The sequence below is a fragment of the Kitasatospora sp. NPDC004799 genome, from assembly GCF_040609095.1.
Taxonomy (GTDB): Bacteria; Actinomycetota; Actinomycetes; order Streptomycetales; family Streptomycetaceae; genus Kitasatospora.
In genome coordinates this window covers 1-10,748 of record NZ_JBEXJK010000281.1, presented here as the reverse complement: position 1 = coordinate 10,748, position 10,748 = coordinate 1, and the positions used below count along the sequence as shown (strand labels likewise).

Sequence of the window (10,748 nt, the reverse complement as noted above, 5' to 3'; positions counted from 1 at the left end):
GCGTGAGGGAAACGCCCGGTTACATTCCGAACCCGGAAGCTAAGCCTTACAGCGCCGATGGTACTGCAGGGGGGACCCTGTGGGAGAGTAGGACGTCGCCGAACAATTATTCAGAAGAACCCCCAGCCGGGGAAACCGGGCTGGGGGTTCTTCGCGTTTCCGGAATGGCCCGCCTGCCCGCTGTGCTCAGCGCAGGCCCGCCTGCCCGCTGCCTCAGCGGGCAGGCGGGGAAGCCTTCAGATGAGGTGGTCGAACTCGCCGGCCTGGGCGGCGAGGAGGAAGGCGTGGAGCTGGGTGGTCGAGGTGGTGAGGATGACGGAGGGGTCGTCGGACTCGCGGAGATGGCGGACGTCCTGTCCTCCGGTGGCCAGCTCAACGCAGGTGCTGCCGCCATCGGCGTCACTGAAGGACGACTTCTGCCAGGCCAGGTGGGACATCGAGTGCCTTTCAATGCTGGAGTTTGTAGAGAAGGTGTTGAAGTAGCCCCCAGGAGTCGCGAGAGCTGTCACGCCGGGGCTTGCTGGTGTCGACGGCGGGCAGTGCGAGATCTCGGGCCTCTTGAAATTTTTGATGGTAGGCCGCCACGTCATCCGGATCGCCAAGGTGAACCGCGCGCTTCGGTCCATCCAGGATGATGGTCGAGAGGTCCCTGTATCCAGGGTCGCAGATGAGGAACGCGCCGGCGTATGGAGCCCTTCCCGGGGCATCGAACGGCAAGACCTCGATGGTGACGTTGGGGAGCTCTGCCATGTCTACCAGGTGGTGGAGCTGGTCGCGCATCACGCTCTTGCCGGCGAATTGCATCCGAAGTGCTGCTTCGTGGATGACGAACCGAAACTGTCGCTGCCTGTTGTCGGTCACGATGCGCTGACGTTGCAGGCGGAACTCAATGGCCGTGGCTGTGTCCCAACGACCGTCCTTGTAAGCGCCTTTGTAGATTGCCTCGACGTAGCCAGGGACCTGGAGTGTTCCGGGAATGTACAGCGCATCAAAGACGGCGAAGGACTCTGCTCGGTGCTCTGCTTCAGCCAAGTCCAGTGCGAGGGCGGGTACTTTCCCCTTGTACTCGGTCCACCAGCCTTTCCCGTCGCTCGCTCCGAGGTCGTGCAGCAGAGCGATGTAGGTCTTATCCGTGCACCCATAGGCTTCGAGCAAGACCGAGAGCCGCTCCGGGTCGAGCGCCGTTCGAGCTGCCTCGATGTGGCTCAGCTGCGGGCCCGCCATGCCGATGAGGGCGCCGGCGTCCTTGACCGCCAGGCCCGCCGCCTCGCGCAACCTCCTCAGCTCAGCGCCGAACCGCCGCTGTCGCTCGCTGATTTGGGTCCTGAGTGCCAAGGGTGATTCCTTCCGTGTTGGGCCAGTCTCCACCCACACGAGTGAGCTTAGCCAAGTTGGGCCGGGTATCTCGGCGATCTGGTTGCACGCGTAACACCTATCGCCCTACTCTCAGTGTTGCACCGATCACATGACGGAGTGTCTGCTTCGTCGATTCCCCTTCTCCCCCCTGGGGTCTCTCATGCGTGCCTGCAACCCTCCCGACTGGTCCACCGCTCGTACCGAGCTCTCCGACCTCCTCACCTCCGCCGGGTGGCGACCGTCCGTCATCTCCGACGCCGAACTCGCCCTCCACGAAGTCTTCTTCAACGCCTGGCGGCACGGGGACACCCTCGCTCCCATGGTCGTCCTGGCCCTCGCCGACCACCGGCTCCGGGTCTCGGTCGCCGACAACAGCCCGGTGATCCCCGACGACATCCGCCTTCCCGTCGACCTGCTCGCCGTCTCCGGTCGCGGCCTCTTCCTCGTCCGCGCACTCACCCACCGTTTCGGCGCCGAGCCCCGGAAGCAGGGCAAGGTCGTCTGGTTCGAGCTGCTGAAGGAAGCCGCCGCGTGAAGCGTCAGCCGATGAAGCCCGGCGACCCCCGCATCCGCTCCTACGCCGAGGAGGACCTCCTCATCCTCCTCGGTGAACTCCACGAGCGCGGCCGCAAGTACGGCCTCTACTTCCCCTCCGCCTGCACGGACAGGACCGCCGACGGCCGCCTCGTCGTCCGCTTCGGCATGGCCCCGGCGTCGACCCTCCTGAACCTCCTCACCCTCCTCCTCGACGCCGACCGCGAGCGCTCGTGCGGTTCCTGATCGCCGCCGCCTTCCTCACCCTCATCGCTCTCGCGATCGCCACCGTCGTCCTGGGCGTCATCACCACGCTCAACCTTGCAAGGCCCGACGAAGAGGAGTCCTGACATGCCCGGCCCCACCGTCGCCTCCGGCCCCGACCCCGCCGCCGACCCCGGCGTCGCCAACGCCCTCGCCGCGGCCAACTACGCCGTGGCCGCCGCCTTCAACACCGTCTTCGGCGTCGCCGTCGCTCCGCCCGTCCCCGACGACTTCGACTGGCCGGAGCTCGAGACCTTCGTCCACCACCTGGGCTTCGCCGCCGACGACTCCGACACCGCCCTCAACCTCTACCGCCTGCTCTTCGCCGTCCAGCGCATCGCCTACCGCGAGGCCGCCGGCCGCAACACCCCCTGGGACGCCACCCGCCTCAACCCGCGCTCCCACCACCGGTGACCGAGGGCGTTCGCCAGGCCGGCGGCGTCTCGCCGCATGACCAGGCAAGCCCGGTCACCGGTCGGCGACCGTGCACCGGCTGGTCAGTTCTGACCCAACACCCTGCGTCGCCGCTCGGCCGGGGTCTCCCCGGCACGCACGTACTCCCACTCGCGCACCAGCTCGGCAGCGGTGATCCGACACAGGACGCCCTTGTGGTCGTTGCCCCGGACCTCGACGAGCCACGAACCGTCGGCGACTCGGAAGATCTTGCGCGCGGGTATGTCCCCCGAGCCCACGCTGACCCCTTTGGGGACGTACTCCATGGCGATCCTGCGGGCCAGTCCGTCGGCCGCCGTACGGCCGCCTTCCGGGACGGCGTGCGTCGCGACGAGCTGCCAGCGGTGGTCTTCCTCGTAGCCGGCGCAGGTCTCGGCCTCCACGAGGACGACCCATCGAGCTTCCTTACGCGGAGCCGCATCGTTGATCACAGCCGCAACGTAGTGCCTGGGCCATCGCGCGTGAAGGCCGGCACGGGGAGCCGACTCGCGACCGAAGACGTCGGCGGTCTCGGCGCGAGCACTCGGAACGCGTCGGAGATTCTTGACGCGTCGGAAATCTCCGACGCATACTGGCGTCATGCCAACGGATGTGTTCGGCGCGCTGGCCAACCCGGTGCGGCGCAGACTGCTCGAAAGCCTGCGGGACGGCCCGCGCTCCACCGGCGAACTGGCCGGAATGTTCGACCTGGGGAGGCCCGCGGTCTCCGAGCACCTGGCGGTGCTCCGCAGCGTCGGGCTGGTGCGCGAGGAGCCCCGCGGCCGGCACCGGTTCCACCACCTCGAACCGGCCCGGCTGGCCGAGGTGAGCGACTGGCTGCATCCGTTCGAGCACTACTGGAAGCGGCGCCTGGAGGCGCTGTCCGACCTCCTGGACGAGGACAACGGGACATGACCGAGAACAACACCATCACCTGCGAGAAGTTCCTGCCCCACCCGCCGGCGGCGGTGTGGAAGGCCCTGACCGACCCCGAGCTCCACGCCCGCTGGTGGGCCGCCGGCGACATCAAGCCCGTCGTCGGGCACCGCTTCACCCTCGACATGGGCAACTTCGGCAGTCAGCCCTGCGAGGTGACCGAGGTGGACGACCAGCGGCTGCTGGCCTACCGGTTCGCCGAGGGCTCGCTCGACACCACCGTCACCTGGACGCTGCACCCGGAGGGCACCGGCACCCGCCTCGTCCTCGTCCACGCGGGCTTCGACCTCGACTCCCCGATGGGCCGGCAGGCGTTCGAGGGCATGGGCAGGGGCTGGCCGCACGTCCTGGACCGTCTCGACTCCGTCCTGGGCGAGACCGCTTAGGGGCCGGTGCCGCCCGAAGCGAACGCCCCGCCCGCGCAGTTCGGCGACGGCATCGGCACGAACTGGCAGCATGTCCCCATGGACGCAGTGGACCTGGGCAAGCTCGTCGTGCGCCGCGGCGAGGAGTCGGACGCGGACGCGCTGGTCGGCATCGACACGGTCGCGGCCGGCGGAGACGGGGAGCGGGCGGCGAGCATCCGGAGGTGGTGCCGACCGGACCAGGGCGGCCAGGTCTTCGTCGCGGAAGGCGCGTTCGGGCCGCTCGGCTACTGCGTCGTCGAGTACACCTTCTTCGAGCAGGGCTTCGTGACGATGCTGATGGTCTCGCCGTCCGCTCGCGGCAGGGGCGTCGGCCGTCGCCTGCTGGACGCGGCGGCGGCCTCCTGCGAGACCCCGAAGCTCTTCACCTCGACCAACGTCTCCAACCATCCGATGCGGCGACTGCTGCACCGGGCCGGGTGGCAGCCGGCCGGCCTGGTCCACGGCCTCGACGACGGTGACCCGGAACTGTTCCACCTCCACCGGCCGCGGACCGGCACGCCGGAACCGCCCGCGCCGACCGCGTCGGAGGCCCGCCTCGACAGCGCCTGGGAGTGGTGGCACGCCGCGATCGAGGACGCCCAGGAGGGCCGCTGGATCCGCACGCCCGTCGAGCGCCAGGTGATGGACGACCTCGCCGCCGCGACCGTCGGGCTCGGCTACCTGGACCCGTCCGTCGAACTGCCCCTGCGCAACCGGCTCTTCCGCATCGCGACCTGGGCGGGCGTGCTCCGGCTCGCCGCCCGGGCCGGCGGCTGGGAGCTCGTCCCCGTCACCGGGGTGACCCCGCCCCGTCCTGCCGGGATGGCCGAACTGCTCTCCGCCGTCCATGCGGTGGGGGAGCAGGGCGAGACCTGGTTGCGGCGGCTGTCCGTCGACGGGCCGCCACCGAGCCGTGAGATCAACCGTGTTGAGGCCTTCCTGTTCGGCCCTGGGTCGGTCGAGGACCTCCGCCAGTTCTTCTACGACTGACCATGCCTTCCGGGGGAGCCCACCGTCTGATAGGGATGGCGGCGTGATCACGAACTCCTCGTTCCCGGGCGCCGTACGGGCCGCCACGTTCGACCGTCTGAGCACGCCCGGGTACCGGGGTCCGGTGGCGCTGGCCGTGTTGCTGGCCGTCGTCGCCGCCGCCCCGGAGGGTTCCGTGCACGGGACCGTGGCGACGGCGGTGGTGGTGGCCGGTTTCTTCGTACAGGTGCCGGTCGTGCTGCTCGCGACGGTCGGCACGCCGGGGGTCGTGGTGCTCGCGCTGGGCCTGGCGGGGCTGGCCGCGTCGCCCGCCGTACGGCGCCGCGTGCGGCGGCTCCCCCGGCCGGGCAACAGTGTGCTGCTGGGCTGCGCGCTGGCGTCGGGCGCCGTGGTGCTGGGCTTCAGCGTGCCGGGTGAGGACTACGGCCTGCTCGGGCTCGGCCTGTTCGCGCTCGCGCTCCTGCCGTTCGCGTGGTTCGCCTGGATCGCCCGGCAGACGGTGCGGGCCGCGGCGGAGCCGGCCGGGGAGGCCGGTACGGTGCGGCGGCGCGGCTCCTGGCGCTGGGTGGCGGGCCCGCTGCTGGTCGGTGCCGCGGCCCTGTCGATCAGTCAGGACGTCCCGCGCGAGGCGCGGTTCTCGGTCTCCCGGCCCGCGCTCACCTCGTACGCCGAGCAGGCCCTCGCTGTCGGGGCGACGGACCGCGCCCCGGCCTGGATCGGCGGCTACCCGGTCCAGGACACCGAACTGGTCGACGGCGGCGTGCGGTTCGCCGTCACCGGGTCCGGCGTCTTCGCCCACCACGGCTACGCCTACTTCCCGTCGGGCGGCCCGACGGGGCACCCCTCCCGCTACACGCAGGTCGACGGCCGCTGGTACAGCTGGTCGGGGCCCGACCACTTCTGAACCGCACCCGTTCGCATCGGCACGGCCGCTGGCGGAACCGGGGCCCCGTAGCCTGCCGGTATGACGATTCCTTGGCCCGACGAAGCCACGTTCGCCCACGGTGAGCGGGTGGCGCTGACCACCCCGGACCCGCCCCGCCCGGAACTCGGCCACCTGGGCCCGGAGGTCCTGGGCACCCGGGGTGTGGTCCTGGAATGCGTCATCGAGGCCGACGACCACGACCCCGGCCACGTCGGACCCGTCTACCACGTGCAGACCGAGGACGGCAGCCCGTGGTACCTGCGGCCGGAGTTCCTCGTCTCCGTCGATCGCTAGCGCACAGGAAGTCGGCCCGTCCGACTTCCTGTGCCACGGCCTCCCCGAAAACCGCGGGACAACGTGCCCCGGCCTCCGGTACGACACCCTGGTGAGACTGCGAACGAAGATCCACCGGGTCCGCCTCGGCCGGGACGAGTACCGGGTGGTCACCCTGGCGCGGCCGACCGCCGGCGCCTCGCTCCACGTGCTCCCGGGCGGCTGGTTCATGGACCTGCACCTCGACCGCCGGGGCGCCGAGGACCTCGCCACCGCCTGGGCCCTGGCCGCCCGCTCCCGGCGCTCTCTGATCCACCTGCCATTGCGCGCCAACCCCGGCCCGGCCGGCCTGCCCGACGTGCCGCCCGAGGACCGGCTGGACCTCCTGCTCGTCCACCACAGCCTCGGCTTCCCGCCCTCCCGCTGGAAGCAGGTCCGCGCCCGCCTGGGCGCCGGGACCCTGCACACCGTCGACCTCCCGGTCACCGACTTCCCACCGGAGGACGCCATCGACTACGAGCGCCACCACTTCGCCGGCTGGCGCGACGACCTGCGCTTCGCCGGGGCGGCCCACACGCTCGTGGTCACCGGCAGCCCCACGGCTTTCCGCTGGTCGGGGTCCCACCTCCACGCGGTCAGCCGCGAGGCCCCCGGCCGCCGCCCCGATGCCCACCACTGCACCGAACTCACCCACGAGGGCTGGGCCTCCGGCCGCACCGCCAAGGGCGTCCCGGCAACCCTCCACATCGTCTACGCCCCCCACCAGCCCACCACCCGGTGAGAGCAGGAAGTCGGCCCGGCCGACTTCCTGTGCGCCCAGGGGAGGACGGGGTCCGGCGGTGCTCACGTGGTGTAGCGATCGGCGGAAGCCGCGCGGTGCGTTGGAGCAGGAAGTCGGCCCGGCCGACTTCCCGCGTCTCCCGCGCCACCGGCCCGTGGCGCCCGAGCGCGCCCGCACTCCCCGGGCCGCACTGATCTGCTGCGGCCCGGCTGTGGCCGTCGCAGCCGGAGGGAGCCCTGTGGTGTGCCAGGGCGGCCCCTCGCCGGAGTGGGAAGTCGGCCCGGCCGACTTTCTGTGCGCCCGGGGCCGCCTGGTCTGGCGTGGGGTGCTGGGGGCGGCCGGGCTCACGCGGTGGGGCGACCGCCGGAGTAGGAAGTCGGCCTGGCCGACTTCTTGTGCGCGTAGGGCTGCACTGGTCCGATGCGGGGCGCTGGGGCGGACGGCCCGCGCTCACGCGGTGTGGCGGCTGGAGCAAGCCCTGTGGCGAGCTGGAGTGGAAAGTCGGCCTGGCCGACTTCCTGTGTGCCCAGGGTGTCCTGGCCTGGCGTGGGGTGAGGGGTCGGCGGCGACCTGGTGGCGTGCCAGGAGTGGGAAGTCGGCCCGGCCGACTTTCTGTGCGCGTGGGGCTGCACTGGTCTGGTGCGGGGTGCTGGGCCGGGGCGGTTGGGCAGTCGGAGGAAGTCGTGTGGCGTGCTGGGGCAGCCCTCTCGCGGGAGTAGGAAGTCGGCCTGGCCGACTTCCTGTGCGCCTAAGTGCCTGGATGGTTGGCCCGGGCCCGGGTGGTGCGGTGGCCGGCGGAGCGCCCGCGGCGCGCTGGCGTGGGAAGTCGGCTCGGCCGACTTCCTGTGCGGGGTCGATGTCCCGATGGGGTGGTGCGCCTGGGGCCGCGTGGTGGGCCTGGGTGGTTGCCCCGCCGGAGTGGGAAGTCGGCCTGGCCGACTTCCTGTGCGTGCAGTGGCTTGCTGGGCCGGGGTGGCCGGGGGAAGCCCGGAGCGGGCCGGAGTGGGGAGTCGGCTGGGCCGACTTCCCACTCCGGGTGGGCTCACTTCTGCGGAGCGAGGGGGGCCAGGGGGAGGGTGACGCGGGTGTTCCAGGCCTGGTCCAGGGCCTGGGTAAAGGTTTCTGCGGGCTGGGCGCCGGAGACGCCCAGCCGGCGGTCCAGGACGAAGAACGGCACGCCCGTGGCGCCCATGGCGCTCGCCGTGGTCTCGTCCTCGCGGACGGCCTCCGCGTACGCCTCCGGGTCGGCCAGGACGGCCGCGGCCGCCTCGCCGTCCAGCCCGGCCTCGACGGCCAGCTCGACCAGTCGGCCCGCCTCGAAGGCCGAGCGCTCCTCGGCGAAGTTGGCCCGGTACAGCGCGTCCAGCAGCTGCGCCTGCCGGCCGTGCTCCTTCGCGAAGTGCAGCAGGCGGTGCATGTCGAAGGAGTTCGCCGCGTCGCGCCCCGCGCGCAGGTACGGCAGGCCCTCGGCCTGCGCGTTGTCGGCGATCCGGGCCTCCGCCGCCTCGGCCTGCTCCAGGCTCATCCCGTACTTGGCGGCCAGCAGCGGCAGCAGCGGGCGGGCCTCCTGCGGCGCCCGCGGGTCCAGTTCGAAGGAGCGGTGGACGACCTCCACCTCCTCGCGGTGCGGGAACGCCGCCAGCGCCTGCTCGAACCGGGCCTTGCCGATGTAGCACCAAGGGCAGTTGATGTCGCTCCAGATCTCCACGCGCACGGCGCCGCACTCCTTCCAGCCTCGCGCGGACCTCCCGCGCCGACACCAGCGACAACGACCTCGCGGACCTGAATATTTCAGCACAAGAAATATTCAGGTCCGAGGTGCCAGCCCCGCCACCAGGTCCCCCGCGGTCAGCCGCTCCAGCGCTTCCCCCGCGGCGTCCACCGGCCCCGGGTAGAGCCGGTACAGCGCCCCGGAGAGGTTCTCCGGCGCCGGCACGTCCCCGTCCACCAGCGCGACGAACACCCGCCGCCCGTCCAGGAGCCCGTCCGGGAGCCCGGCCGAGCCGGGGCCGTCCTCGTCCCGCAGGGCCCGCAGCCGGGCCGCGAACGCCCCGGCGTCCTCGCCCGCCCGCCGCCGCCACCGCCGTACGGGGCCGCCGTCCCGGCCGCGCACGTGCACCTCGTCGGTGCCCGCCGCCGCCCGGGCGCAGGCGACGTCCCACAGGGTGGCCCGGTTCTCCGGGCCGAAGTGGGCGAGCACGTCCCGGCTGAGCGCGCCGACCTCGGCCTGGTGCCGGTACACGCTGTGGTAGCCGCCCTCGGCGCCGGTGCTGAGGTCCGTCCAGGTGTACCGGCGCTCCGCCAGGTCGATGATCATCGGCACGCACACCACGGCGTCCCCGACCAGGTCCAGCCGCTGGCGGACCGTCCGCGGGTGGAAGTGGGTGCCGCCGGACGGCGTCGCGCCGAGGTCCATGAAGCCGGCGAAGGCGTCGGTCAGCTGCTCGAAGGCGACGTCGTTGTAGCTGAACACGATCACCACGGCGTACCGCGAGCCGCCCGCCGACAGCCGGGCGAGGTCCAGGTCGACGAACTCCGTCGCACCGTTCGGCGGCGGCGCGGACACGTAGTCGCCCGAGTGCACCGCGGCCCGGTCGCCGTGCACCAGGTTGGTGTAGTCGCACAGCCCGCTGAACCGCCACTGCCCGTCGTACAGCGCGACCGAGAGGTCGAGGTCCACCCGCAGGTGCTCCGGCTGCATCCAGTGCAGGAACAGCCGCAGCCGCTCGCCCTCCGGCAGCCGCTGCCGGCTGCCGCGCGGCACGCAGACCAGCGTCCTGGCGGCCGCCCGCTCGGCGAACGGCGCGACCAGGTCGACCAGCCCCTCGTCCAGCAGCGCCAGCTCGTAGCGCTCCCCGCCGCTCCGCCGCAGCAGCTCCGCCTCGATCAACGCGCAGACGGAGGCGCTGAGTTCGGCGGGCACCACGGTGCCGTGGTCCACCCGGGCGTGCGCCAGCGAGACCGTGCCCCGGGGGAAGTACAGCCGCCGCTCGCCCGCCGTACGGGCTCCGCGCAGCCGCCCGTACGCGCCGAGCAGCGGCCCGGGGGCGACCCGTTCGAGCGCGGCCCCGACCGTCTCCAGCAGCTCCGGCGGCAGCGGTGCTCCGGGCGCGACGGTGGCGTGCACCCGCAGCACGTGGTGCAGCCGGCGGACCAGTTCCCCGGGCCGCCCGGCCAGCACGCGCACCGCGCCGGCGGCGTCCCCGGCGGCCAGCAGGCCCTCGACCCGCCCGGCGAAGCCGGTGAACGCGAGCCGGGTGCGCTCCCGGCCCGGCTCCCCGGTGGTGACCGCCCGTAGCGGCGCGGCCGGCTCGGCGAACTCCCGGCCCACCTCGTGGGTGCGCAGGTCCGTCTCGCGCAGCAGCACGAACGCGGCCGTCACCCCGGGGAAGCGCCGCCGGTGCTCGTACGGGTGCAGCAGCTCGCCCGCGCGCAGCCAGGCCGAGCGGTGCCGGCGCAGGTCCTCGGCGAGGGCAGTGGGGGACAGGCCCTCCAGGATCTCCAGCAGCCCCTTGCGCAGCGGCCGCGGGAGGTTGCGCAGCCGCAGCCGGCGCGCGGTGCCGGGCAGCAGGTCGGGCTCGGCGCCGGAGCGGGCCCAGAGCAGCCGCAGCACGTCGGTGGCGGTGTCGATCCGCTCGGCCAGGACGGGCAGTGCCGCCGCGCCCTCGCGCTCCAGCAGGGCGGCGAGCACGGTGGCCTTGGTCTCGCGCAGCGGGATCCGCGCGGGCAGCCGCCGCGCCAGGTCGGCCGGCGCGTGGGCGAGCAGCGCGGCGAGGTCCTCGCGGGCCGTGATGCCGCGGGCCTCCAGCGCGGCGAAGGCCCGGGTGAGGCGCTCCGGGTCGGTCTCACC

Annotated in this window: 14 protein-coding genes and 1 rRNA gene; 10 read left to right on the top strand and 5 right to left on the bottom strand. The window is 72.6% G+C overall.

The features are described from left to right. Positions 1–104, top strand: a 5S ribosomal RNA gene (gene rrf / locus ABZW03_RS28620); the annotation flags it as partial. 132 nt (positions 105–236) lie between these two features. On the opposite strand, the gene ABZW03_RS28615 is transcribed toward rrf, so the two are convergent. Both ABZW03_RS28615 and ABZW03_RS28610 read right to left on the bottom strand, forming a co-directional pair. Next, positions 237–437 (bottom strand): DUF397 domain-containing protein, encoded by a 201-nt coding sequence (locus ABZW03_RS28615; protein ID WP_355264290.1) that lies wholly within the window; start codon positions 435–437, stop codon positions 237–239. A 10-nt stretch (positions 438–447) separates the two neighbouring features. Next, positions 448–1,335, bottom strand: a complete 888-nt coding sequence (locus tag ABZW03_RS28610) for a helix-turn-helix transcriptional regulator (RefSeq protein WP_355264287.1) — start codon at positions 1,333–1,335, stop codon at positions 448–450. Positions 1,336–1,516: 181 nt separating this feature from the next. On the opposite strand from ABZW03_RS28610, the gene ABZW03_RS28605 reads away from it, so the two are divergent. From ABZW03_RS28605 to ABZW03_RS28595, 3 genes are all read left to right on the top strand, one after another. Next, positions 1,517–1,891 (top strand): ATP-binding protein, encoded by a 375-nt coding sequence (locus tag ABZW03_RS28605; RefSeq protein WP_355264284.1) that lies wholly within the window; start codon positions 1,517–1,519, stop codon positions 1,889–1,891. Next, the gene (locus ABZW03_RS28600; protein WP_355264281.1) at positions 1,888–2,136 is read left to right on the top strand and encodes a hypothetical protein; all 249 of its coding nucleotides are present in this window, start codon (positions 1,888–1,890) and stop codon (positions 2,134–2,136) included. Before ABZW03_RS28605 ends, ABZW03_RS28600 begins: the two co-directional genes overlap by 4 nt. A 105-nt stretch (positions 2,137–2,241) precedes the next feature. Next, positions 2,242–2,568, top strand: coding sequence for a hypothetical protein (locus ABZW03_RS28595; RefSeq protein WP_355264278.1), 327 nt, complete (start codon positions 2,242–2,244; stop codon positions 2,566–2,568). Between the two features lie 83 nt (positions 2,569–2,651). On the opposite strand, the gene ABZW03_RS28590 is transcribed toward ABZW03_RS28595, so the two are convergent. Then, positions 2,652–3,038 (bottom strand): hypothetical protein, encoded by a 387-nt coding sequence (locus ABZW03_RS28590; RefSeq protein WP_355264275.1) that lies wholly within the window; start codon positions 3,036–3,038, stop codon positions 2,652–2,654. A gap of 148 nt (positions 3,039–3,186) precedes the next feature. Between ABZW03_RS28590 and ABZW03_RS28585 the strand changes: the two genes are divergently transcribed. The 6 genes from ABZW03_RS28585 (at position 3,187) to ABZW03_RS28560 (ending at position 6,898) form a co-directional block, all read left to right on the top strand. Next, on the top strand, positions 3,187–3,501 hold the full coding sequence (locus tag ABZW03_RS28585) for a metalloregulator ArsR/SmtB family transcription factor (RefSeq protein WP_355264272.1): 315 nt from the start codon (positions 3,187–3,189) through the stop codon (positions 3,499–3,501). Then, positions 3,498–3,908 carry an SRPBCC domain-containing protein gene (locus ABZW03_RS28580; protein WP_355264269.1) on the top strand — a complete coding sequence of 137 codons (411 nt, stop codon included), beginning with the start codon at positions 3,498–3,500 and terminating at the stop codon, positions 3,906–3,908. The genes ABZW03_RS28585 and ABZW03_RS28580 overlap by 4 nt, the downstream gene beginning before the upstream one ends. 78 nt (positions 3,909–3,986) lie before the next feature. After that, positions 3,987–4,919: a GNAT family N-acetyltransferase gene (locus ABZW03_RS28575; RefSeq protein WP_355264266.1), complete on the top strand. Its 933-nt coding sequence runs from the start codon at positions 3,987–3,989 to the stop codon at positions 4,917–4,919. A gap of 43 nt (positions 4,920–4,962) precedes the next feature. Next, positions 4,963–5,823 carry a hypothetical protein gene (locus ABZW03_RS28570; protein WP_355264263.1) on the top strand — a complete coding sequence of 287 codons (861 nt, stop codon included), beginning with the start codon at positions 4,963–4,965 and terminating at the stop codon, positions 5,821–5,823. Positions 5,824–5,883: 60 nt separating this feature from the next. Further along, positions 5,884–6,138: a hypothetical protein gene (locus ABZW03_RS28565; RefSeq protein ID WP_355264260.1), complete on the top strand. Its 255-nt coding sequence runs from the start codon at positions 5,884–5,886 to the stop codon at positions 6,136–6,138. Between the two features lie 91 nt (positions 6,139–6,229). Continuing rightward, entirely contained in the window at positions 6,230–6,898 is a 669-nt protein-coding gene (locus ABZW03_RS28560) for a hypothetical protein (RefSeq protein WP_355264257.1), read from the top strand. A 1,042-nt stretch (positions 6,899–7,940) separates the two neighbouring features. On the opposite strand, the gene ABZW03_RS28555 is transcribed toward ABZW03_RS28560, so the two are convergent. Both ABZW03_RS28555 and ABZW03_RS28550 read right to left on the bottom strand, forming a co-directional pair. Next, positions 7,941–8,612 (bottom strand): DsbA family oxidoreductase, encoded by a 672-nt coding sequence (locus ABZW03_RS28555; protein ID WP_355264254.1) that lies wholly within the window; start codon positions 8,610–8,612, stop codon positions 7,941–7,943. Between the two features lie 93 nt (positions 8,613–8,705). Then, a partial coding sequence (locus ABZW03_RS28550) for an MXAN_6230/SCO0854 family RING domain-containing protein (protein ID WP_355264251.1) occupies positions 8,706–10,748 on the bottom strand: 2,043 nt, incomplete at its 5' end.